The sequence below is a fragment of the Flavobacterium sp. TSSA_36 genome (assembly GCF_051547165.1).
In the GTDB taxonomy this organism is placed as follows: domain Bacteria; phylum Bacteroidota; class Bacteroidia; order Flavobacteriales; family Flavobacteriaceae; genus Flavobacterium.
In genome coordinates this window covers 1-22,592 of the sequence record NZ_JBPTTP010000004.1, presented here as the reverse complement: position 1 = coordinate 22,592, position 22,592 = coordinate 1, and the positions used below count along the sequence as shown (strand labels likewise).

The following is a 22,592-nucleotide window of genomic DNA, read 5'->3' as shown; positions in this document are numbered from 1 at the left end:
CTCATATGAAGAAATTTTTTGAATCATTAAGTAATGTTTGGAAGATTGAGGAACTAAAAAATAGAATCCTAATTACATTAGGACTTCTTCTAGTTTATCGTTTTGGTGCACACGTTACATTGCCTGGAATTGATGCAACGCAATTGACAGGTTTAGCTGGTCAAACTAAAGAAGGTATCGGTTCGATATTAGATATGTTTACTGGTGGTGCATTTTCTAAAGCTTCAGTTTTTGCTTTAGGTATTATGCCATACATTTCTGCTTCAATCGTAGTTCAGTTGATGGGAATTGCAATTCCATATCTTCAAAAATTACAAAGTGATGGAGAAAGTGGCAGAAAAAAAATCAATCAGATTACCCGTTGGTTAACTATTGGAATTACTCTAGTGCAAGGACCAACATATATTTACAATCTTTACAGAACATTACCGAGTAATGCCTTTTTGTTAGGGTTTAATTCTTTTGAATTCTTATTTTCTTCAGTGGTTATTCTGGTAACAGGAACAATATTTGCAATGTGGTTAGGTGAAAAAATCACTGACAAAGGAATTGGAAATGGTATTTCATTGCTAATTATGGTGGGTATTCTAGCTAGATTTCCTCAGGCATTTATTCAGGAATTTACGACGAGAGTTACCAATAATAATGGAGGACCAATGCTTTTGGTAATTGAAGTTATCATTTGGTTGTTAGTTATCATTTCGTGTGTCTTATTGGTAATGGCTGTTAGAAAGATTCCAGTTCAGTATGCTAGACGTAGTACCTCTGGTGATTTTGAGCAAGATATGATGGGTGGAAATAGACAATGGATTCCATTGAAGTTAAATGCATCAGGTGTTATGCCGATAATTTTTGCTCAAGCCATTATGTTTATTCCCGCAGCTGTTGCTGGTTTGTCTAAGTCAGAGACTTCTCAGACAATTGTTAGTGCTTTTAGTAATATCTTTGGTTTTTGGTATAATTTTGTATTTGCTAGTTTAATAGTTATATTTACATTTTTTTATACCGCTATTACTGTACCAACCAACAAAATGTCTGATGATTTAAAGAGAAGCGGTGGTTTTATTCCAGGAGTACGTCCTGGTGCTGAGACCTCTGATTATCTTGATAAAGTGATGTCTTTAATTACTTTCCCAGGATCTTTATTTCTTGCTTTGATCGCTGTGTTCCCAGCAATTGTCGTAAGTCTTATGGATGTACAACAATCATGGGCAATGTTTTTTGGAGGTACTTCATTAATCATTATGGTTGGTGTTGCTATAGACACAATGCAACAAATCAATTCATATTTGTTGAACAAACATTATGATGGTTTGATGAAAAGTGGTAAAAACAGAAAAGCAGTAGCTTAAATTTATGGCAAAACAATCAGCAATAGAACAAGACGGATCAATTATTGAAGCATTATCAAATGCTATGTTCCGAGTAGAGTTAGAAAATGGACATATTGTAATTGCTCATATATCTGGAAAGATGCGTATGCATTATATCAAATTATTACCTGGTGATAAAGTGAAACTAGAAATGAGCCCTTATGATTTGTCAAAAGCAAGAATTACTTATAGATATTAAAGATATTCAAAATGAAAGTAAGAGCATCAGTTAAAAAAAGAAGCGCCGAGTGCATTATTGTACGTAGAAAAGGCAGATTATACGTAATCAACAAAAAGAATCCTAGATTTAAACAAAGACAAGGATAATTATGGCAAGAATAGCAGGGGTAGATATCCCAAAAAACAAGAGAGGTGTTATAGCACTTACCTATATCTTCGGATTAGGAAAAAGTAGAGCAATTGAGATTTTAGAGAAAGCTCAAGTAAGCCAAGATAAAAAAGTTCAAGAATGGAATGATGATGAGATTGGAGCAATCCGTGAAGCTGTTTCTGCATTCAAAATTGAAGGAGAATTACGTTCTGAAGTATCTTTAAACATCAAACGTTTGATGGATATTGGTTGTTACAGAGGTATTCGTCATAGAACGGGTCTTCCATTAAGAGGACAAAGAACTAAAAACAACTCTAGAACTAGAAAAGGTAAAAGAAAAACTGTTGCGAACAAGAAAAAAGCAACTAAATAATAAGTAATATGGCTAAAGCAACTGCAAAAAAACGTAAAGTTATCGTTGAATCAACGGGAGAGGCTCATATTTCTGCTACCTTCAATAACATCATCATTTCGTTAACAAACAAAAAAGGTGAAGTTATCTCTTGGTCTTCAGCTGGTAAAATGGGTTTTAGAGGTTCTAAAAAGAATACTCCATATGCAGCCCAAATGGCAGCAGAAGATTGTAGCAAAGTAGCTCTTGAGGCTGGTCTTAAAAAAGTGAAAGTATATGTTAAAGGACCAGGAAACGGGCGTGAGTCTGCTATCCGTTCTATACATAATGGTGGAATTGAAGTTACAGAAATCATTGATGTTACTCCAATGCCTCACAACGGATGTCGTCCTCCTAAAAGACGTAGAGTTTAATACTCAAATTTATTATAGTATAACCTAGATAGATTATAGATTATCGAAGGATATGACCTGAATTCATAATCTCTATCTTAAACAATTAAAAATGGCAAGATATACTGGTCCAAGTACAAGAATCGCTCGTAAATTTGGCGAAGCAATTTTCGGAGATGATAAAGCTTTCGAAAAAAGAAATTACCCTCCTGGGCAACACGGGATGGCTAAAAAAAGAGGAAAAAAATCTGAGTATGCTGTTCAGTTAATGGAAAAGCAAAAAGCTAAATATTCTTATGGAATTTTAGAAAAACAATTCAGAAATTTATTTGAAAAAGCATCAGCTACTAAAGGTGTTACTGGTGAAGTGTTATTACAATTGTGTGAGGCAAGATTAGACAATGTTGTTTTTAGAATGGGTATTGCTCCTTCTAGAAGAGGTGCTCGTCAAATCGTATCACACAGACACATTACTGTTAATGGTGAAGTGGTTAATATTCCTTCTTACCACCTTAAGCCTGGTGATAAAGTTGCAGTTCGTGAAAAGTCTAAATCATTAGAAGCTATCGAACGTTCTTTGTCTAATTCAAGTCATGTTTATGAATGGATTACTTGGAATAATGATCTTAAAGAGGGAACTTTTGTTTCTGTACCTGCGAGACTTCAAATTCCTGAAAACATTAAAGAACAATTAATCGTAGAGTTGTACAACAAATAATAATTGACTTAGTCGAAATTTATGGCAATATTTAATTTTCAGAAGCCCGATAAAGTTATCATGATCGATTCAACCGATTTTGAAGGTAAATTTGAATTTAGACCTTTAGAACCTGGATATGGATTGACCGTTGGTAATGCACTTAGAAGAGTTTTGCTTTCAGCATTAGAAGGTTATGCAATAACATCAGTTCGTATCGAAGGTGTAGATCATGAGTTTTCCACTATTTCAGGAGTTGTTGAAGATGTTACCGAAATTATTTTAAATCTAAAGCAAGTACGTTTCAAACGTCAAATAGAGGATATAGATAATGAATCAGTTACTATTTCTGTTTCAGGTAAAGATCAATTAACAGCTGGTGATTTTCAAAAGTTTATTTCAGGTTTTCAAGTTCTGAATCCAGAACATGTTATCTGTAATTTAGACAGTAAAATCAAATTAAGTTTTGATTTGACTATTGAAAAAGGAAGAGGATATGTTCCTGCAGAAGAGAACAAAAAACAGAATGCTGCAATTGGTACCATTTTTACAGATTCAATTTTTACTCCTGTAAAAAATGTAAAATATGCTATTGAGAACTTCCGTGTTGAGCAAAAAACAGATTATGAAAAATTAGTTTTTGAAATTAAAACTGATGGTTCTATTAATCCTAAAGATGCTCTTACTGAAGCTGCAAAAGTTTTAATTCACCATTTCATGTTGTTTTCTGATGAAAGAATTACACTTGAGGCTGACGAAATTGCTCAAACAGAATCTTATGATGAAGAATCATTGCATATGAGACAATTGCTTAAAACGAAGCTTGTCGATATGGATTTATCTGTTAGAGCTTTAAATTGTTTGAAAGCGGCTGAAGTTGATACACTTGGGGATTTAGTATCTTTTAATAAAAATGACTTAATGAAGTTCCGTAATTTCGGTAAAAAATCTTTGACTGAGCTAGATGAATTAGTAGCAGTAAAGAACCTTACTTTCGGTATGGATTTAGCAAAATACAAATTAGATAAAGAGTAATCTAATCCACCTTTTGGTGTGATTAAATTTATAAAGCAATGAGACACGGAAAAAAATTCAATCACTTAAGCAGACAGACTGCGCATAGAAAATCTATGTTAGCTAATATGGCTTGTTCTCTTATTGAGCACAAACGTATTAATACTACTGTTGCTAAAGCTAAAGCGTTAAAACAATTTGTTGAGCCGCTTATAACAAAATCTAAAGCTGATACGACTCACAACCGTCGTATTGTTTTTTCTTACCTACGTAGCAAATATGCTGTAACTGATCTTTTTAGAGATGTTGCTGCTAAAGTTGGTGATCGTCCGGGAGGATACACTCGTATTATTAAAGTTGGAAATCGTTTAGGAGATAATGCTGATATGGCAATGATCGAATTAGTTGATTTTAATGAGCTTTATAACGGTGGTAAAAAAGAAGTTAAAAAAGCAAAAAGCCGTCGTGGTGGTAAAGCTAAGAAATCAGAAGAAGCTGCTGAAGCTTCTGCTGATGCTGCTGAACAAACTACTGAAGCTGCAGAGTAATTAAGAAAATAATTATTCGATAAATAATCAAGGATAAACTATTTATAGTTTATCCTTTTTTTTTGGCATATAATTTGTAGTTATATTCGTGATATTTTATAAATTAACACAAATTCCATTATGAAAAAGCTTTGTTTTCTTTTTATTTTTGTTTTATCATTTTTTCAAGCACTATCCCAAAACGGTATTGAAAATGTTTCTGTAAGTGATTTTAATACTTCTAGCTATGTTGGCAATATCAGAACCTCCGGTATGTGGGTGCCAGGTGTTGTGGTTGATAATACTATTAAGGGTTCAATTTACTTGTTTCCCAACTATAATAGCAACTATATTGTAGTTTTGAAAAGTGGTAAGTCAATAAATGTTGTGAATTTAAATTTTAATCTAAAGTCTAAAACTTTAGAATCTTATTTATCGAAGGATTCAGTTTTTCAATATGATTTAGATAAGTTTGATTATGTTTTAAAGAATGACAAACGATATAAAGTTTTTAATGATGGGGATTTAAAAGGTTTGTCTCTTGAAATTTGTAATTTGAATTCAATACAGTTTTTTAAATATGTCCACCTTTCAACAACAAAAGCTGTAATTAATCCAATGACAAATGTTATTATTAGTGATGCTGAATATACGCAAATATCCTCCTATTTTTTTATTCTGAATGGAAGAAAAGTAAAAGTTCAACTTAAGAAAAATGCTGTTCTTAATGCTTTAATTGATAAAAGTGATTTGATCAAGGAGTATGTTAAAAAAAATAAACTTAAGTATGATGATGAAGGAGATATATGTAAAATTTTAGATTATTATAAATCTATTTTGTAATTTGTATAATTAGTTTCATTTTTATAGTGTTTTGTTAAAAGCTTTAGAATTATAAATTTTTATTGCATTTTTATACCAAGCCTAAATAATTGGTTTAAATTTGCAAAATAATAACAACAACCGCAAATGAAATATACAACAAGACAACAAGCTCTTCTTTTACTTAGTGATGGTACCATTTTTCATGGAAAATCTATTGGCCTTAGCGGTGTCGCTTTTGGTGAAGTTTGTTTTAATACTGGAATGACTGGCTATCAAGAAATTTTTACTGATCCCTCTTATTTCGGTCAATTGATGGTGGCTACCAATGCGCATATTGGTAATTATGGAGTTAATGAAAAAGAAGTGGAATCAAATACTATTAAAATTTCAGGTTTAATTTGTAAAAATTTTAGTTTTAACTATTCTAGGCCTGATGCATCTGAAAGTCTCGAGGATTATTTTAAGAAACAAAATTTGATTTGTATTGCTGATGTGGATACAAGGGCTTTGGTGAGTTATATTAGAGAAAATGGAGCTATGAATGCTGTTATTTGTACTGATGACACGCCAATTGAGCAATTAAAAGTTGCATTGTCAAGTGTTCCTGACATGAAAGGTTTGGAATTAGCCTCTAAAGTTTCTGCAAAGGAACCTTATTATTTTGGAGAGGTAAACGCTAAATATAAAATTGCAGCATTAGATTTAGGTATAAAAACTAATATTCTTAGAAATTTATCTGGAAGAGATTGTTACATTAAGGTTTTTCCTTTTGATGCATCCTACGAGGATTTATGTTCTTTCAATCCCGATGGTTTTTTCTTGTCTAATGGGCCTGGTGATCCTGATCCGTTGGATAGTGCCATAGGTGTAGCAAAGCAGATAATTGCAGATGACAGGCCTTTATTTGGGATCTGCTTAGGGCACCAAGTTATCGCTTTGGCAAATGGAGTCTCAACTTATAAAATGTTTAATGGACACAGAGGGATCAATCATCCAGTGACCAATCTGATTTCTGGTAAAGGTGAAATTACTTCGCAAAATCATGGTTTTGCGGTAAACAAAGAAGAATTAGATAATCATCCTGATTTAGAAATCACGCATTTACATTTGAATGATGGGACCGTAGCAGGCATGCGTATGAAAAATAAAAACTGTTTTTCTGTACAATATCATCCTGAGGCAAGTCCTGGGCCACATGATTCGTCTTATTTATTTGATCAATTTATTGCAAATATCCAGAAAGTTTTGGTCTAAAACGTTATCGTTAATAAATTATCAAATATTGTGGTTTCTTTATTTAATAGTATCATTTTATTTCAGTAATTTTGAGAAAATACAAATTAATAACATAAAATTTAAGGATAATGAGTATTATAGTTAAAATTTTCGCAAGACAAATCTTTGATTCAAGAGGAAATCCAACAGTTGAAGTGGACGTAATTACTGAAAATGGAATTATTGGTAGAGCAGCTGTTCCTTCGGGAGCGTCTACTGGTGAGCACGAAGCAGTCGAATTAAGAGATGGAGGTAAGTCATTCATGGGTAAAGGTGTTTTAACTGCAGTTAACAATGTAAATACCCTTATTGCCGAAGAACTTGTTGGAACTTCTGTTTTTGAGCAAAATAAACTTGACCAAATGATGATCGATTTGGATGGTACTCCAAATAAATCTAAACTTGGTGCAAATGCTATTTTAGGTGTTTCATTGGCTGCTGCCAAAGCTGCTGCCAATGAATTGGGAATGCCATTGTATCGTTATGTAGGTGGTGTTTCTGCTAACACATTGCCTTTGCCGATGATGAATATCATCAATGGTGGGTCACATTCAGACGCGCCAATTGCATTTCAAGAATTTATGATCATGCCTGTTAAAGCAACTTCTTTTACTCATGCTTTGCAAATGGGGACTGAAATTTTTCATAATTTGAAAAAAGTATTACACGATAGAGGTTTGTCTACAGCTGTTGGTGATGAGGGAGGTTTTGCTCCAAATTTGCCGGGTGGTACTGAAGATGCTCTTGATACAATTAAAAAAGCTGTGGAAGCTGCTGGTTATACTTTTGGTGATGAAGTAATGATTGCATTAGACTGCGCGGCTTCTGAATTTTATGTAAATGGAAAATATGACTATTCTAAATTTGAAGGACCAACTGGTAAAGTAAGAACTTCTGCAGAACAAGTTGAATATTTAGCAGAATTGGCTTCTAAGTATCCAATTATTTCCATTGAAGATGGTATGCAAGAAAATGATTGGGATGGTTGGAAATTATTGACAGAGAAAATTGGAGATAAAGTTCAGTTAGTGGGTGATGATTTATTTGTAACAAACGTAGAGCGTTTGTCAACAGGTATTGAGAAAGGAATTGCTAATTCTATCTTAGTAAAAGTGAACCAAATTGGAACATTAACTGAAACTATTGCGGCTGTTAATATGGCGAAAAATGCTGGATATACTTCTGTAATGTCACATCGATCAGGTGAGACTGAAGATTATACAATTGCAGATTTAGCTGTAGCTTTGAACTGTGGTCAAATTAAAACCGGTTCCGCTTCACGTTCAGATCGTATGGCAAAGTATAATCAATTATTAAGAATAGAAGAAGAATTAGAGGCAACTGCTTATTTTCCTGGCAAAAATGCTTTTAATTTGAAGTAATACAAATCGTTTCTTTTACTATAGAAAGTCGTCTGTTAATTCAGACGACTTTTTTTATTAAAGTTTTAGCATGTAAGGGTGTTTTTTTTTTTATTTAGTTCTAAATTCACTAGTTTTGGCAGAAATAAAATTAATCAAAACTATCCATTAAAAAATCATGTCAAAAATAGCTACATTAGAATTCGATGGCAATAAATTTGAACTTCCTATTGTTGTTGGAAGTGAGAATGAAGCTGCGATTGATATCAGTAAATTACGAGATTTATCCGGTATAATTACCCTTGATCCAGGATACAAAAATTCTGGTTCTTGTAAAAGCGAGATTACCTTCTTAGATGGGGAGTTGGGTATTTTGCGTTACAGAGGGTATGCAATTGAGGATTTAGCTCAAAAAGCACATTTTTTAGAAGTTTCTTACTTAATCGTTTTCGGGGAATTACCTACCAAGGAACAGTTAGCACAGTTTGAAAGTGATATTCATCATCATACTTTGGTCAATGAAGAAATGAAAACGATTATTGATGGTTTTCCTAAAAAGGCACATCCAATGGGAGTTTTGTCTGCTTTGACAAGTGCTTTAACTGCTTTTAGTCCTAAATCTGTTAATGCAGACAATCAAAAAGAAATGTATGATGCTGTATGTAAAACTATGGGGCAATTCTTGGTAATTGCAACTTGGACTTACAGAAAAAGTATGGGATATCCATTAAATTACTATGATAATACTATTGGTTATGTAGAGAATTTTATGCGTTTAATGTTTGAAATTCCAACAGGGCCTTATAAAGCAAATCCTATAGTTGTAGATGCATTAGACAAATTATTTATTTTACATGCAGATCACGAGCAAAATTGTTCTACTTCGACCGTTAGAATGGTAGGTTCATCTCATGCTGGTTTATTTGCTTCCATTTCGGCTGGAGTTTCTGCTCTTTGGGGACCTTTACACGGAGGGGCAAATCAAGCTGTTTTAGAAATGTTAGAAGAGATTCACAAAGATGGTGGAGATGCAGATAAATACATTGAAAAAGCAAAAGACAGAAATGACCCTTTCCGATTAATGGGATTTGGACATAGGGTCTATAAGAATTTTGATCCTAGAGCAAAAATCATTAAAAAAGCTGCAGATGAAGTTTTAGCTACTCTAGGTGTAGTTGATCCAATTCTTGAAATTGCCAAAAAATTAGAGGTGTCTGCTTTAGAAGACGAGTACTTTAAATCCAGAAATTTATATCCTAATGTAGACTTTTATTCAGGAATTATCTATAGAGCATTAGGTATTCCAACAGATATGTTTACAGTAATGTTTGCAATTGGACGTTTGCCAGGATGGATTGCGCAATGGAAAGAAATGAGAGAGAAAAAAGAACCAATTGGAAGACCTAGACAAATATATATTGGGTATCCATTGCGTGATTTTAAAACCGTAGAGGAACGATAGAAATATAATTAAAATTAAAGCTTCACTAACTTGTGGAGCTTTTTTTGCTCTAAACCAAAGGATTTATGTTAGAATTAAAAGTACAAAATGAGACTAGCAGGTTGCGAATGGTCGTTTTAGGTTTAGCCAATAGCAATGGACCTACCCCTACTGTTGCAGAGGCGTATGATCCCAAATCATTGGAACATATTTTAGCGGGGACCTATCCTTTAGAAAAGGATATGATTAATGAAATGGAAGGTTTTGATGCTGTTTTTAAAAAATATGATGTTACAGTACTCCGACCACAACTCATTTCAGATTATAATCAGATTTTTTCGCGTGATATTGGATTTGTAATAGAAGATGTTTTTATTAAATCGAATATTTTACCGGATAGAGAAAGAGAATTAGAAGCGATACAATATATTGTTGATCAGATGAACCCCGCAAAAGTTGTACGTCCGCCAGAAGAAGTTCATATCGAAGGGGGAGATGTCATGCTGTGGAAGGATTATATTTTTGTAGGAACTTACAAAGGAAGCGACTATAAAGATTATATTACTGCAAGGACAAATAATCATGGGGTCGCTTATTTAAAAGCGCTTTTTCCTAATAAAATTGTCAAAGAGTTTGATTTAGTAAAATCTAAAGTTGAAGCCAGAGACAACGCTTTGCATTTAGATTGTTGTTTTCAACCTGTTGGAGAACACAAAGGAATTATCTACAAGAATGGTTTTCGTGAAGAATCGGATTATTTATTCTTAGTAGGGCTTTTTGGAGAAGAAAATTTGTTTCATATTACCCGTGAGGAGATGTATCATATGAATTCAAATGTATTTTCAATCGCCCCTTCAGTAGTGGTCTCTGAAAGAAATTTTACTAGATTGAACCAGTGGCTACGAGAACAAGGTTTTACCGTAGAAGAAATTGCTTACTCTGAAATCGCTAAACAAGAAGGTTTGTTGCGATGTTCCACCTTACCGCTTATCAGAGCGTAATACTTTTGGAAAGGATTGCGTAACTTTGATTAATTTTCACATAAATAAAAAATATAATGAAACAAACAACTAATTCCATTTTGATGATACGCCCTGTTGCCTTTCGAATGAATGAGCAAACAGCGGTTAATAATTATTACCAAAAAGTAATAGACGGGTTATTACCTGCCACTGTAAATGCTAAAGCGCAAGCCGAATTTGATTTGTTTGTTGAGAAATTACGATCGGTTGGGGTACATGTGATTGTGGTTGAAGATACGCTCACTCCAGACACACCGGATAGTATTTTTCCAAACAATTGGATTTCGTTTCATGAAAATGGGGATGTCGTTTTGTATCCAATGTTTGCTGAAAACAGGCGTTTGGAACGTCGCGAAGAGTTACTAGACGTGCTAGAAGACAATGGCTTTATGATCCATGAAATTATGGATTATACAGAAGCAGAAAAGGATGGTATTTTCTTAGAGGGAACAGGCAGTTTGTTGCTGGACAGAGCGAATGGGAAAGCTTATTGTGCGCTTTCCTCTAGAGCTGATGAAGAATTGTTTATAGAATTTTGTGAAGATTTTGATTATGCTCCCGTTATTTTTGAAGCTTTTCAAACAGTAGCAGGCGAGAGAAAACTTATTTATCATACTAATGTGATGATGTGTTTGGGAGAGACGTTTGCGGTCCTTTGCGCGGATGCTATCGATGACAAAAAAGAGCGTAAAATGGTAATGGATAGTTTAAGAAATGACGATAAAGAGCTACTGTTGATTACAGAAGATCAAGTGAATAATTTTGCAGGTAATATGCTAGAGGTAAAAGGAGCTGATGATAGAAGGTATTTGGTAATGAGCACGGCGGCACATCAAAGTTTGACTAAAAAACAAATCGCTCAATTAGAAGAACATGTAACTATACTTAGTTCGAGTTTGGATACCATCGAGGCCTGTGGTGGAGGAAGCGCCCGTTGTATGATGGCCGAAATTTTCTTACCAAGAGCGTAATGTTATATTAAAAAGAAGCCAGTCAAGTAAGTTTTGACTGGCTTCTTTTGCCTAGAAATTGGCCTTGAAAATATTGATAAGGGCGCTGATGATGTATTCAATACCAATAGCGATCACTATAAACCCTACAATTCTAGAAATGGCGACTATTCCAGAGGCTCCTAAGGCGTTGGCCAGGTAATGCGCACTTCTCAAAATAACATAGATCGTTGCTGATATAGCTAACAATGCTGCAATAGAAATTAGGATTTCGTGAGTGGTATGGTGCTGATTGTAAAAAGCAATTAGCAATGACATCGAGCCAGGACCCGCTAACATTGGAATGGCTAAAGGGGTTAAAGCGATATCGTTTCTTTTGTGGACTTCGTTTTCAATTTTTTTGTTAATTCCTCTTTTCTTATTGAATTTTCCAGACAATAATGAAAATCCAGAACTTACGATAATGATGCCGCCGGCAATTCTCAAGGAATCAATACTTATTCCGAAAAAAGAAAGTACATATTGACCGATTAGGAAGGAGACGACCAAAATAATAAAAACATTGATGGCGGTCCAAAGAGACAATCTATTGCGCTCCGTTTGAGAGTCATTTTGTGTTAAACCTACAAAAATTGGAACGGTTCCAATAGGGTTGAGTACTGAAAATAATGCGGCAAAAAGGTATACGAATAATTCCATAAAGGTGATTTTACTACAAAACTACAATTTTTGAGGCGATACATCTCATCTCTATGTTATTTTAATGTTTAAGAATTATGAGAAAATCACTGTTTTTTTTAATAATACTTCTTCTTCTAGAGTAGCAGAAGGTACAATAAGAGATTTGAATTTTTATGAATTACACTTATGTTTTGTGTTATTTACAGGTATTTTTTTCTACGTAATTACTCTGATTAAAGGGTTATAAGCAATAAAATAGCGATGTTGTCCTTTATTTTTGACTACTTTTGCAACATATTTTATTTAAATGATGAAAAACAAAAAAACAGTAGTATTGGGGGCTTCTTCAAAGCCTGAAAAATATGCTTATAAAGCCATTCAGATGTTGGTAGATAAAGGACACACCGTCTTAGCAATTGGTCAAAATAAAGGAGAAGTGGCGGGAGTAAAAATACAGACTAAAACTATCCCACTGAAAAATGTGGATACCGTCACTTTGTATTTGAACCCTTTACGACAAAGAGATTATTACAATTATATTGTGGAGGCAAAACCTAAAAGAGTTGTTTTTAATCCAGGCACTGAAAATCCTGAATTATATCAGTTGTTAGAATTGAACGGGATTAAAGCTGAAGTAGCATGTACTTTAGTGTTACTAGCTACAAATCAATATTAGCCTACTTATTCTTTTTCATAGAGCTTGTGTTTATGACTCAAAATCGCATTTATCTTTCAGAGCCGCATTCAAGTGGTAAGGAATTGCGCTATATAGAAGAGGCGATTCGAAAAAACTGGATCAGCTCTGGCGTTGGTGTGTCGGATTTTGAAGATGATATACAACGTTTTTTAACTACTAAAAAATGGGTTTGTGCTACAAATTCGGGGACCTCGGCCCTTCATTTAGGGCTTTTGTTGTTGGGGGTGCAATCAGGTGATGAAGTTTTGTGTCAAACGTTTACTTTTTCTGCTACCGTCAATCCGATACGTTACATCGGTGCTATTCCTGTTTTTGTAGATAGTGAAAGGGCTACTTGGAACATGTGTCCTAAAGCACTAGAATTAGCCATACAATCCCGCTGCAGCTTGGGGAAGAAACCCAAAGCAATACTCGTGGTGGATTCGTATGGAATGCCTTTTCAAGCTGATGCAATAAGAGCGATAGCTACAAAGTATGAGATTCCTATTCTGGAAGATAGTGCTGAAGCTTTTGGGAGTCAATACAAAAAACAGCCTTGTGGTACCTTAGGCGATATAGGGGTTTTTTCCTTTAATGGAAACAAAATCATCACAACATCTAGTGGCGGTGCACTCGTAGTGGCTTCTAAGGAGCTTCGAGATCGGGCTTTTTATTTGGCTACACAAGCTAAAGATGCTGCACCGTATTATTTGCATAGCGAGTTGGGTTACAATTATGCTATGAGTGCCATTTCGGCAGCTATAGGTCGTGGTCAATTGGAAGTGATGGAAGAACGCCTAGCAGCGAGGCGAAGTCATTGTTTGTTTTATGAAAAGGCTTTTGCTGCTGTAGATGGTATTTCTGTTTTTAAAGAACCTAATGCGGATTTTTTTTCGAATTATTGGTTAACTGTAATTCAAATCGATAAGGAGAAAACCAACGGATTGACCCCTGAATTATTTAGGTCATTTATGGAAAAACAAGGCATTGAAACGCGTCTTTTATGGAAACCGATGCATCAACAGCCGTTGTTTTGCAACTATCCTTATTATGGTGGCCAAGTGGCAGCAACTTTATTCGAAAACGGTTTGTGTTTGCCTTCGAGTTCTAGCTTAAATCAGGAAGCTAAAAACAGTATTCAATCTTGCATCTCTCAATTGCTAAAGGACTATGACTGTATTGCTTCATAGTGGGGCTTGGCAATATTCTGAATGGCTTTAGTTGCTCTTGATTTTGAGTTTTTTTTTGAATTTGTGGTACAATCCATTCCAGTGTTTCCGCAAATCAATAAAACTAGGCTTTTTTGATTATTAAATGTAATTTTGTAACCATGGAATTTTCTTCAAAATTATTAGAGAGAGCGGTTAGTGAGATGTCACAATTGCCTGGCATTGGAAAACGAACAGCATTGCGATTGGTGTTGCATTTATTGAAACAACCCAAAGATCAAACCCAATTTTTGTCGGAAGCGTTGACAAGCATGCGAAATGATATACAGTTTTGTACGACTTGTCATAATATCTCGGATACGGAGATCTGTCATATCTGTGCTAATACGGCTAGAAATCATCAACTTATTTGTGTAGTCGAAGATATTCGAGATGTGATGGCCATCGAAAATACGGGGCAGTTTAAAGGAATTTATCATGTTTTAGGAGGTAAAATTTCACCTATTGACGGTGTAGGGCCGAGTCAGTTGAACATTCATTCCCTAGTAGAGAAAGTAAAGATGGGACAGGTAAAAGAATTGATTTTTGCCCTAAGCTCTACTATGGAAGGAGATACGACCAATTTTTATATTTACAAACAAATTGCCACAACAGGAATTCTTTTTTCCACCATAGCCAGAGGGATAGCTGTAGGAGATGAGTTAGAATATGCTGATGAAGTCACGCTTGGGCGTAGTATTTTGCAGCGGGTTCCTTTTGAATCTTCCTTCAAAACTACGGGATCTAATTAACGGTGCTGATTCTGGTTAATTGTCAATGAAAAACTATCTTTGTAACAAAATTGGTGCTACCCAGAAAGGAGTGGTTAAGAAAATAGGAATAAAAAATCTTACCATTATAAGCATAAGAAAAGTAAGCTTTCGATGGCTTAATGCATCTTAATCACTTAATGTTGCAAAGAAAAATTAAGTTGTTACTTTTTAAGCCCACTCATTTGAGCGTAAAACCATAAAATTAAAAGCATGAATAAATCGAATTACTTTTTGATCTTTATGAGTTGTATGCTCTTCGTTTCTTGTATACCTATAAAAGATTTAACCTATTTGCAACAAAAAGAAGAAGTCTCTCCAGAAAAAGCTATCGTTGCCCTTGAATCTAAGCCCTATCGATTGCAAACTAATGATGTTTTGAGTATCAATCTTAAAGCTATCGATCCAAAGTTAGTGGCTATTTTTAATACAAGTGCAAGCAATAATCAAGATTTGAATCAAAATTCTGAAAGTGGGTTGTACTTTAATGGGTTTATTGTAGACGATCATGGTACTATTCGTATGCCAATTTTAGGAGAAATCACTGTGCTGGGTTTTACATTAGATGAAGTACGATTGAAAATAGAAAAACAATTACTTGAAGAATATTTTAACAAAGAAGCGAACCTTTTTGTGACTGTGAAATTATCAGGTTTTCGATATACTATCAATGGCGAAGTAGGAAGTACCGGAACCAAAACATTGTTTCAGGAAAGAGTAAACATACTCGAAGCTATTGCCAACTCTGGAGATATAACCATGGTAGGTAATCGGAAAGAAGTAACGATTATGCGAAAATCTCCTACAGGAGTTGAAATGCATAATTTAGATTTAACGGATAGAAATGTGGTGAACTCGCCGTATTATTATTTACAACCCAATGATTATATCTATGTTAAACCGCTACGCCAAAAGTCGTGGGGTACGGGTAAAACGGGGATAGAGTCTTTAGGAACTATCATCACTTTGTTGTCTTTAGTGACGACTACTTATTTATTATTAAAAAATTAAATCCATTTCAAGAAAATGCTTGATCTAAAAGACTTCTCTATTTTTGATAATCAATCTACTTTTGATTTTAAAGCGCTCCTCATAAAAATTGCAGGATATTGGAAATGGTTTTTAATAAGTTTAGCGATTTCTTTTTTTATAGCCTACCAAGTAAATATTAGGAAAGAAAAAATTTACGGATTAGAAACTTTGATTTCTGTAAAAGAAGAAAATAATCCGTTGTTTACTTCTAATACGAGTTTGACTTTTAATTGGGGAGGTGTTTCTGATAAAGTACAAACGGTAACTACCACATTGCAATCCCGTTCTCACAACGAATTGGTGGTAGATAAAATGCAGTATTATATTGATTATTTAGTACAGGGTGAATACAATTTAGTCGATGCCTATGGAGCGATACCTTTTAAGGTAGCATTAGATAAATCCAAAGGGCAATTAGCCAATACTTTAATCAGTATTGTTTTTGTTTCAGAATCGGTTTACGAAATTAAAATTCCTTTTGAAACGAATACAGTGCCCTTGTTTCAGTATGCTAATGGTACGACATCGACTACATCAGTGGAAATAGGCGAATTTAAAAAGAGGTATAAAATAGGAGAGAAAGTACAACTTCCATTTTTGAACGTAAGTCTTCAGATTAATGAAAATCCCGGATTTTATAAAGGGAATGAGTATTTTATTCGTTTTAATGATTTTGATAGTACCGTTTCTAATTATCGTGGAATTGCCGTAAAAGCAGATGATAAAGGAGGGTCTATACTGACGCTGAGTTTGCAAGGAACGAACAAAGCGCGTTTGGTTGATTATTTGAATGCCACCGTAAAAATGTTGATTAAAAGGCAACTTGATGGTAAAAATCAATTTGCAACAAATACAATCGCTTTCATAGACAGTACTTTGGTCACCATGGAATCGCAATTGAAAGAAACGGGTAACGAATTGAAAACGTTTCGTAAGGATAAAAACATAATCAATATTGAAGATGGCGGGGCAAAATTTTCGGACAAAATCTTAGAGTATGATGTTCAAAAGGATGAAATTGAGCGCAAAATGGCTTATTACAATTCCCTAAAAGCGTATTTGAGAAATAGTTTAGATTACTCAAAACTTCCTGCACCATCCGTTGCTGGTATTGAAGATCCTAATATTGTGGTCAATGTATCGAAATTAATAGCCCTATCAACGCAGCGATCCGAGATGGCTTATGCTGTAAAAAGCGAAAAAATATTCAAAGATTTTGATAATCAAATGGAAGCGGTTAAAAATGTTTTATTAGAAAATATAGTGACTGCTAAACAATCTTTACAATATGACTTAGCTACAATTAGCAGTAAAATTGGGGTCTCTGAAAGTGCTATCAAACAATTGCCAGAGGACCAACAAGAATTGATTAAGATTAAGCGTAAATATGATTTAAGTGATAATATCTACAATACTTTTTTACAGAAAAGAACTGAGGCTGATATTGTAAAAGCGGCTAATTTATCCGATGTTCGGTTTATTGATCCTGCAAAAGACGTTGGCGGTGGGTTAATTGGACCCAAAACTTCTGTGAATTATGTGTTGGCTTTCTTTTTAGGATTATTGATTCCTCTTCTCATAGTTTTGGTGCTGTTTTTTATCAATAATTCTATTCAAAATACCGATGAAATAAGTAATCTTACCAAGATTCCTTTAATTGGAGTCATAGGAGTAAATAATGATTCTTCCGACTTGGCCGTTTTCAATAAACCAAAATCTGCATTATCAGAGTCCTTTAGAGCGATCCGTTCTTCTTTGCAATTTTTGTATAAAAAACAAAATGTTGACGGGGCAAAAACGTTGATGATTACTTCCTCTGTTAGTGGAGAAGGGAAAACATTTTGTTCCATTAATATTGCAACCGTGTTTGCTTTAAGTGAAAAAAAGACAGTAATTGTTGGTTTAGATCTTCGTAAACCTAAGTTGTATGGTGAATTTGATTTGAAAAATGAAAAAGGTGTGGTTAACTATTTAATCAATCAAAATGGGATTGATGAGATCATTAATACGACTGAAATTCCATACTTAGATGTTATTACTTCGGGACCGATTCCACCAAATCCTGGGGAGTTGATTATAAGTGAAAGAGTAGCAGATTTGATGAACGATCTTAAAGAACGCTATGATTATATTATTTTAGATACGCCTCCCGTTGGCTTAGTGTCAGACGCGTTAGAATTGGATCAATATTGTGATGTAACACTTTATATTGTTCGGCAAAACTTTTCTAAGAAAGACATGATTACCCTATTGAACAATCGAGTGAAACGTGGCGAACTGAAGAACACGAGTATTATAATGAATGGTTTCGAAAACAAAGCACGTTACGGAACAAGTTATGGCTACGGCTATGGGTATGGTTACGGTAATACTACCTATGCTAGTGGCTATCATGAAAAAGAAGTAGTTAAAAGTACTATCACGAAGCTACTTGATTGGTTGAAAAAAGAAAGAAAAGTATAATGGGAGCAACACTATTAATTACAGGAGGCGCGGGTTTTATCGGGTCTAATTTGACGGTTTATTTTTTAGAGAAAGGCTATCAGGTGGTGGTGTTGGATAATTTTGCTACAGGACATCGGAAGAATCTTTTGGAGGTGGAGGCGCATCCTAATTTTAAATTGATAGAAGGAGATATTCGAGATAAGGAGGTTTGTGCCAAGGCCGTGACGGGAGTGGATTATGTTTTGCACCAAGCGGCTTTGGGTTCCGTGCCGCGCTCTATTGGGGATCCGAGTACGACTAATGAAGTGAATGTTTCCGGATTCTTGAATATGTTGGTAGCAGCTAGAGACGCCAAGGTCAAACGTTTTGTGTATGCGGCGAGTTCCTCTACTTACGGGGATTCTGAAGGACTGCCCAAAATAGAGGAAGTAATCGGGAAGCCTTTGTCTCCTTACGCGATTACCAAATATGTTAATGAACTCTATGCTGAAATTTTCGGAAGAACTTATGGAATGGAGACGATAGGACTGCGATACTTTAATGTCTTTGGACGCAAACAAGATCCGCAAGGGGCGTATGCGGCAGTGATTCCGAAGTTTGTGAAGCAATTAATGGCACTCGAAAGTCCGAAGATTAATGGGGATGGAAATTATTCTAGGGATTTTACTTACATCGATAATGTGATTCAGATGAATGCATTGGCGCTAACAACGACTCATCCGGAAGCCATTAATACGGTGTTTAATACAGCGTTTGGAGATCGGAATACCTTGAATGATTTGGTGGGGTATTTGAAAACATATTTAGGAGAATTTGATGAAAGAATCCAATCCATTCCCATTGAATATGGTCCTAATCGAGCGGGAGATATTCCGCATTCGCTAGCCAGTATCGATAAAGCTAAACGATTATTGGGGTATGACCCGAAGTTCTCTTTGCAAGAAGGCTTGAAAGAAGCGGTGCAGTGGTATTGGGAGCATTTAAAGTAGAAGTTAGAAGTTAGGAATTAGAAGTTAGAAATTAGAAGTTAGAAATTAGAAGTTAGAAATTAGAAGTTAGAAATTAGAAGTTAGGAATTAGAATTTAGGAATTAGAAGTTAGGAATTAGGAATTAGGAATTAGAAGTTATGAATTGGAAGTTAGGAATTAGAATTTAGGAATTAGAATTTAGGAATTAGAAGTTAGAGAATTTAGGAATTAGAGGTTAGAAGTAATTTGAATAGATAGAGGATAATAAGTAAGCAAAATTTATATTTCAAAAAAAAGAAGATGACGATTACAAAAATATGTTGCATAGGTGCAGGTTATGTAGGAGGCCCCACGATGGCAGTTATTGCGCAAAAATGTCCACAGATTCAAGTGACTGTGGTGGATTTGAATCAAGAAAGAATTGCGGCATGGAATGCAGCTGATGTCAACGAGATTCCTATTTATGAGCCAGGATTGGCAGAAGTGGTTCAAGAAGCAAGGGGTCGGAATTTGTTTTTTTCTACCGATGTGGAAAAAGCGATAGACGAAGCGCAACTGATTTTCATTTCGGTCAACACGCCTACCAAAACCTATGGTAAGGGAAAAGGAATGGCTGCCGATTTGAAATACATCGAATTGTGTGCGCGCCAGATTGCGAAAATTGCGAAAACTAACAAAATTGTAGTGGAAAAATCGACTTTGCCGGTCCGTACCGCTGAAGCGATTAAGAGTATCTTAGACCATACCGGGAATGGTGTGCAATTTCAAATATTATCTAATCCAGAGTTTTTGGCCGAGGGGACCGCTGTAAACGATTTGTTGTTTCCGGACCGCATTTTAATAGGTGGCGATCCTTCTCCCGAAGGACAAAAGGCCATACAAGCCTTGGTTGATGTCTATGCTCATTGGGTCGCACCCGAAAAGATTTTGACCACCAATGTCTGGTCGTCTGAATTGTCCAAACTAACCGCCAATGCTTTTTTAGCACAACGCATTTCTTCTATCAACGCGATGTCGGAATTGTGTGAAGTGACTGGTGCTGATGTCAACGAAGTAGCCAAAGCTATTGGTATGGATAGCCGTATCGGCCCTAAGTTTTTAAAAGCATCTGTAGGGTTCGGTGGGTCTTGTTTTCAAAAAGATATTTTGAACTTGGTCTACATCGCCAAGTCGTATGGTTTGCACGAAGTCGCCGATTATTGGGAACAAGTAATTATCATGAACGACCATCAAAAAAGAAGGTTTTCTACTAAAATAGTGCAAACCCTCTACAATACGGTGGCCGGAAAAAAAATAGCCTTTTTAGGTTGGGCGTTCAAAAAAGACACCAACGATACTCGTGAATCGGCTGCGATTTATGTGGCGGATGATTTAATTAACGAAGAAGCCCAACTTTCGGTCTATGATCCTAAAGTGCCTTTCCAAAAAATTGTGGCCGATTTGGATTACTTGGCCTCAAGATCTTCGGAACACAACGCGCAACATTTATCGACGGCTACCACTGCCTACGAAGCTTGCCAACAAGCCCACGCCATCGCGATTCTTACCGAATGGGACGAATTTGCAACCTATGATTGGCAAAAAATATACGATAGCATGCAAAAACCCGCCTTCGTTTTCGATGGTCGTAATATTTTAGATGCGGCCAAAATGGAGTCGATTGGGTTTGTGTATTTAGGAATTGGGTAGAAAAGAGTTTAATCGTTTAAGGGGTTAATCGTTTAAGGGTTTAAGAGTTTAAAGGTTTAAGAGTTTAAAGGTTTAAGGGTTTAAGAACTTTGGCTTAAAGTTTTGGGGTTTGGAGCAATCAAGATATGCGAGGTCGTGTTCAGCATGATGGTGCTGGGAAACAATAGTAGAAACGCGACGACTAGATGATTTGTAGCAACACATTTCAAATTTAGTAGCGCGCTACAACTATACTTAATGCCGTACGTAAAATAAATAAGTAAGCGCTGCAATGTGCCTACAACGAATACAACCAAGAAAGAAGTGAAACAGGAAAAGGAGCATACTATGAATTGGTACGTACTATATACCAAACCAAAATGGGAGAAGAAGATTGCGGATAAACTGAATGCTATTGGGATAACAGCCTATTGCCCCCTAGTGATTAAGGAACGACAATGGAGTGATCGGAAGAAGAAAGTGGAAGTGCCATTATTTCATTCCTATGTTTTTGTGCAATTGGAAGAGAAATCAAGAAATGCTGTTTTTGCAGTGACGGGGGTGGTGCGCTATTTGTTCTGGCTAGGGAAACCGGCGATTGTTAAGGATCATGAAATTGAGTGTATTCAGCATTGGTTGTCGGATCCGAATGGTTTTGAATTGGAAGTGACTAGTTGGCAACCCGGAGATCGGGTGGTTTTGGAGCACGGGGTTTTTAAAGATCAAGTGGCGGTGGTGCAAGAGGTGAAGTCGCATGGCTATGTGGTGGTCTTAGAAGCGATGGGTTGTGTGCTGCGGGTTATTGGGTGATGGGGAGTCGGTTTTTTATTGGGAGTAGTGTTTTTGTTTTATAGGAATAGGACCCTTTTTGAGTTTTGAACTCAGGAAGGGTTTTTTTGTGGAGGGTGGCCACGAAGGCTCGAATTGTTTTTGGAAAGTGATTAACCGCAAGGGGCGCAAAGGGTTACGCAAGGTTCGCGAAGTTTTTGAGGGGATGGCCACGAATGCTCGAATTTTTTTGGAAAAGATTGTGGGAGGGGACGCGGATGGATATGGATGAAGCGGATGGGCGCGGATTTTTTTATGGCCATGAATGCTCGAATTATTTTGGAAAGGATGGTGGGATGGGCCGCGGATGGATACGGATGAAGCGGATGGGCGCGGATTTTTGTTGTGGGTGGCCACGAAGGCTCGAATTTTTTTGGAAAAGATTGTGGGGGAGATGGCCACGAAAAGGAAATTCCAATTTTTTAAATTCCAAATTCCAAAAAAGGGAAACGTGAAGACGCAAGGGCGCAAGGTCTTGTGCGGGTAAAGTCATGAATGCACGAATTATTTTGAAAGGATGGTGGGGAGGGGTGACCGCAGATTCGCGAATTTTTGAATTGTGGTGGTGGGTAGTGATCGTGTTGTCCTTGGGGAAATAAAAGTAGCTGATTTTGGCTAAAGCCTTTAAGATTTTCAAATTGTTCTCCTCCAACTAAAGTTGGAGGCAATTAAAAAGAAGGATTGGTTGTGGGGGGATACGAGTGCTCGAATTTTTTTTGAAAGGATGGTGGGTAGGGATGGCCGTGGATTCGCAG

General features: G+C 35.8%; 23 protein-coding genes. 22 read left to right on the top strand and 1 reads right to left on the bottom strand.

The window, feature by feature from the left end; translation table 11 throughout:
- Nucleotides 1-5 precede the first annotated feature (5 nt).
- The 14 genes from secY (at nt 6) to ctlX (ending at nt 11,581) form a co-directional block, all read left to right on the top strand.
- Nucleotides 6-1,352, top strand: coding sequence for a preprotein translocase subunit SecY (gene secY, locus ACSVH7_RS09260; RefSeq protein ID WP_438066427.1), 1,347 nt, complete (start codon nt 6-8; stop codon nt 1,350-1,352).
- Nucleotides 1,353-1,356: 4 nt separating this feature from the next.
- Nucleotides 1,357-1,572: a translation initiation factor IF-1 gene (gene infA / locus ACSVH7_RS09255; RefSeq protein WP_007136545.1), complete on the top strand. Its 216-nt coding sequence runs from the start codon at nt 1,357-1,359 to the stop codon at nt 1,570-1,572.
- Nucleotides 1,573-1,583: 11 nt separating this feature from the next.
- Nucleotides 1,584-1,700, top strand: coding sequence for a type B 50S ribosomal protein L36 (ykgO, locus tag ACSVH7_RS09250; protein ID WP_002987490.1), 117 nt, complete (start codon nt 1,584-1,586; stop codon nt 1,698-1,700).
- A gap of 2 nt (nt 1,701-1,702) precedes the next feature.
- Nucleotides 1,703-2,077, top strand: coding sequence for a 30S ribosomal protein S13 (rpsM, locus tag ACSVH7_RS09245; RefSeq protein WP_024981526.1), 375 nt, complete (start codon nt 1,703-1,705; stop codon nt 2,075-2,077).
- Nucleotides 2,078-2,085: 8 nt separating this feature from the next.
- Entirely contained in the window at nt 2,086-2,469 is a 384-nt protein-coding gene (rpsK, locus tag ACSVH7_RS09240; RefSeq protein WP_007803677.1) for a 30S ribosomal protein S11, read from the top strand.
- 91 nt (nt 2,470-2,560) lie between these two features.
- Nucleotides 2,561-3,166 (top strand): 30S ribosomal protein S4, encoded by a 606-nt coding sequence (gene rpsD / locus ACSVH7_RS09235; protein ID WP_024981528.1) that lies wholly within the window; start codon nt 2,561-2,563, stop codon nt 3,164-3,166.
- A 21-nt stretch (nt 3,167-3,187) separates the two neighbouring features.
- A complete protein-coding gene (locus ACSVH7_RS09230; protein WP_438066426.1) occupies nt 3,188-4,180 on the top strand; it encodes a DNA-directed RNA polymerase subunit alpha in 993 nt (330 codons plus the stop codon).
- Between the two features lie 38 nt (nt 4,181-4,218).
- Nucleotides 4,219-4,707 carry a 50S ribosomal protein L17 gene (gene rplQ / locus ACSVH7_RS09225; RefSeq protein WP_438066425.1) on the top strand — a complete coding sequence of 163 codons (489 nt, stop codon included), beginning with the start codon at nt 4,219-4,221 and terminating at the stop codon, nt 4,705-4,707.
- 120 nt (nt 4,708-4,827) lie between these two features.
- A complete protein-coding gene (locus ACSVH7_RS09220) occupies nt 4,828-5,529 on the top strand; it encodes a hypothetical protein (protein ID WP_438066424.1) in 702 nt (233 codons plus the stop codon).
- A gap of 126 nt (nt 5,530-5,655) precedes the next feature.
- Nucleotides 5,656-6,765: a glutamine-hydrolyzing carbamoyl-phosphate synthase small subunit gene (gene carA, locus ACSVH7_RS09215; RefSeq protein WP_438066423.1), complete on the top strand. Its 1,110-nt coding sequence runs from the start codon at nt 5,656-5,658 to the stop codon at nt 6,763-6,765.
- Between the two features lie 110 nt (nt 6,766-6,875).
- The gene (eno, locus tag ACSVH7_RS09210; RefSeq protein ID WP_438066422.1) at nt 6,876-8,168 is read left to right on the top strand and encodes a phosphopyruvate hydratase; all 1,293 of its coding nucleotides are present in this window, start codon (nt 6,876-6,878) and stop codon (nt 8,166-8,168) included.
- A 157-nt stretch (nt 8,169-8,325) separates the two neighbouring features.
- A complete protein-coding gene (locus tag ACSVH7_RS09205) occupies nt 8,326-9,609 on the top strand; it encodes a citrate synthase (RefSeq protein ID WP_438066421.1) in 1,284 nt (427 codons plus the stop codon).
- A gap of 65 nt (nt 9,610-9,674) precedes the next feature.
- The gene (locus tag ACSVH7_RS09200; protein WP_438066420.1) at nt 9,675-10,589 is read left to right on the top strand and encodes a dimethylarginine dimethylaminohydrolase family protein; all 915 of its coding nucleotides are present in this window, start codon (nt 9,675-9,677) and stop codon (nt 10,587-10,589) included.
- Between the two features lie 56 nt (nt 10,590-10,645).
- Nucleotides 10,646-11,581 carry a citrulline utilization hydrolase CtlX gene (gene ctlX / locus ACSVH7_RS09195; protein ID WP_438066419.1) on the top strand — a complete coding sequence of 312 codons (936 nt, stop codon included), beginning with the start codon at nt 10,646-10,648 and terminating at the stop codon, nt 11,579-11,581.
- A gap of 51 nt (nt 11,582-11,632) precedes the next feature.
- On the opposite strand, the gene ACSVH7_RS09190 is transcribed toward ctlX, so the two are convergent.
- Nucleotides 11,633-12,259, bottom strand: coding sequence for a MarC family protein (locus ACSVH7_RS09190; RefSeq protein ID WP_438066418.1), 627 nt, complete (start codon nt 12,257-12,259; stop codon nt 11,633-11,635).
- Nucleotides 12,260-12,551: 292 nt separating this feature from the next.
- Between ACSVH7_RS09190 and ACSVH7_RS09185 the strand changes: the two genes are divergently transcribed.
- The 8 genes from ACSVH7_RS09185 to ACSVH7_RS09150 all read left to right on the top strand — a co-directional run bounded on the left by ACSVH7_RS09185 (nt 12,552) and on the right by ACSVH7_RS09150 (nt 21,819).
- Nucleotides 12,552-12,917 (top strand): CoA-binding protein, encoded by a 366-nt coding sequence (locus ACSVH7_RS09185; RefSeq protein ID WP_438066664.1) that lies wholly within the window; start codon nt 12,552-12,554, stop codon nt 12,915-12,917.
- Nucleotides 12,918-12,949: 32 nt separating this feature from the next.
- Nucleotides 12,950-14,107, top strand: coding sequence for a DegT/DnrJ/EryC1/StrS family aminotransferase (locus ACSVH7_RS09180; RefSeq protein ID WP_438066417.1), 1,158 nt, complete (start codon nt 12,950-12,952; stop codon nt 14,105-14,107).
- Nucleotides 14,108-14,247: 140 nt separating this feature from the next.
- On the top strand, nt 14,248-14,877 hold the full coding sequence (gene recR, locus ACSVH7_RS09175; RefSeq protein ID WP_438066416.1) for a recombination mediator RecR: 630 nt from the start codon (nt 14,248-14,250) through the stop codon (nt 14,875-14,877).
- A 231-nt stretch (nt 14,878-15,108) separates the two neighbouring features.
- On the top strand, nt 15,109-15,906 hold the full coding sequence (locus ACSVH7_RS09170; RefSeq protein WP_438066415.1) for a polysaccharide biosynthesis/export family protein: 798 nt from the start codon (nt 15,109-15,111) through the stop codon (nt 15,904-15,906).
- A 15-nt stretch (nt 15,907-15,921) separates the two neighbouring features.
- Nucleotides 15,922-18,390, top strand: a complete 2,469-nt coding sequence (locus tag ACSVH7_RS09165; protein WP_438066414.1) for a polysaccharide biosynthesis tyrosine autokinase — start codon at nt 15,922-15,924, stop codon at nt 18,388-18,390.
- Nucleotides 18,390-19,361: an SDR family oxidoreductase gene (locus ACSVH7_RS09160; protein ID WP_438066413.1), complete on the top strand. Its 972-nt coding sequence runs from the start codon at nt 18,390-18,392 to the stop codon at nt 19,359-19,361. The genes ACSVH7_RS09165 and ACSVH7_RS09160 overlap by 1 nt, the downstream gene beginning before the upstream one ends.
- 280 nt (nt 19,362-19,641) lie before the next feature.
- Complete coding sequence (locus ACSVH7_RS09155) at nt 19,642-21,030, top strand: UDP-glucose 6-dehydrogenase (protein WP_438066412.1); 1,389 nt, start codon at nt 19,642-19,644, stop codon at nt 21,028-21,030.
- A gap of 327 nt (nt 21,031-21,357) precedes the next feature.
- Entirely contained in the window at nt 21,358-21,819 is a 462-nt protein-coding gene (locus tag ACSVH7_RS09150) for a UpxY family transcription antiterminator (RefSeq protein ID WP_438066411.1), read from the top strand.
- The last annotated feature ends 773 nt before the right edge of the window (nt 21,820-22,592 follow it).

Coding starts and splice junctions, on each gene's coding strand:
- ACSVH7_RS09220 (WP_438066424.1), top strand. CDS start 4,828: ATGAAAAAGCTTTGTTTTCTTTTTATTTTTGTTTTATCATTTTTTCAA.
- carA (WP_438066423.1), top strand. CDS start 5,656: ATGAAATATACAACAAGACAACAAGCTCTTCTTTTACTTAGTGATGGT.
- ACSVH7_RS09190 (WP_438066418.1), bottom strand. CDS start 12,259: ATGGAATTATTCGTATACCTTTTTGCCGCATTATTTTCAGTACTCAAC.
- secY (WP_438066427.1), top strand. CDS start 6: ATGAAGAAATTTTTTGAATCATTAAGTAATGTTTGGAAGATTGAGGAA.
- rpsD (WP_024981528.1), top strand. CDS start 2,561: ATGGCAAGATATACTGGTCCAAGTACAAGAATCGCTCGTAAATTTGGC.
- ykgO (WP_002987490.1), top strand. CDS start 1,584: ATGAAAGTAAGAGCATCAGTTAAAAAAAGAAGCGCCGAGTGCATTATT.
- ACSVH7_RS09180 (WP_438066417.1), top strand. CDS start 12,950: ATGACTCAAAATCGCATTTATCTTTCAGAGCCGCATTCAAGTGGTAAG.
- ACSVH7_RS09185 (WP_438066664.1), top strand. CDS start 12,552: ATGAAAAACAAAAAAACAGTAGTATTGGGGGCTTCTTCAAAGCCTGAA.
- ACSVH7_RS09200 (WP_438066420.1), top strand. CDS start 9,675: ATGTTAGAATTAAAAGTACAAAATGAGACTAGCAGGTTGCGAATGGTC.
- rpsM (WP_024981526.1), top strand. CDS start 1,703: ATGGCAAGAATAGCAGGGGTAGATATCCCAAAAAACAAGAGAGGTGTT.
- ACSVH7_RS09205 (WP_438066421.1), top strand. CDS start 8,326: ATGTCAAAAATAGCTACATTAGAATTCGATGGCAATAAATTTGAACTT.
- ctlX (WP_438066419.1), top strand. CDS start 10,646: ATGAAACAAACAACTAATTCCATTTTGATGATACGCCCTGTTGCCTTT.
- ACSVH7_RS09165 (WP_438066414.1), top strand. CDS start 15,922: ATGCTTGATCTAAAAGACTTCTCTATTTTTGATAATCAATCTACTTTT.
- ACSVH7_RS09150 (WP_438066411.1), top strand. CDS start 21,358: ATGAATTGGTACGTACTATATACCAAACCAAAATGGGAGAAGAAGATT.
- ACSVH7_RS09160 (WP_438066413.1), top strand. CDS start 18,390: ATGGGAGCAACACTATTAATTACAGGAGGCGCGGGTTTTATCGGGTCT.
- ACSVH7_RS09230 (WP_438066426.1), top strand. CDS start 3,188: ATGGCAATATTTAATTTTCAGAAGCCCGATAAAGTTATCATGATCGAT.
- eno (WP_438066422.1), top strand. CDS start 6,876: ATGAGTATTATAGTTAAAATTTTCGCAAGACAAATCTTTGATTCAAGA.
- infA (WP_007136545.1), top strand. CDS start 1,357: ATGGCAAAACAATCAGCAATAGAACAAGACGGATCAATTATTGAAGCA.
- ACSVH7_RS09155 (WP_438066412.1), top strand. CDS start 19,642: ATGACGATTACAAAAATATGTTGCATAGGTGCAGGTTATGTAGGAGGC.
- recR (WP_438066416.1), top strand. CDS start 14,248: ATGGAATTTTCTTCAAAATTATTAGAGAGAGCGGTTAGTGAGATGTCA.
- ACSVH7_RS09170 (WP_438066415.1), top strand. CDS start 15,109: ATGAATAAATCGAATTACTTTTTGATCTTTATGAGTTGTATGCTCTTC.
- rpsK (WP_007803677.1), top strand. CDS start 2,086: ATGGCTAAAGCAACTGCAAAAAAACGTAAAGTTATCGTTGAATCAACG.
- rplQ (WP_438066425.1), top strand. CDS start 4,219: ATGAGACACGGAAAAAAATTCAATCACTTAAGCAGACAGACTGCGCAT.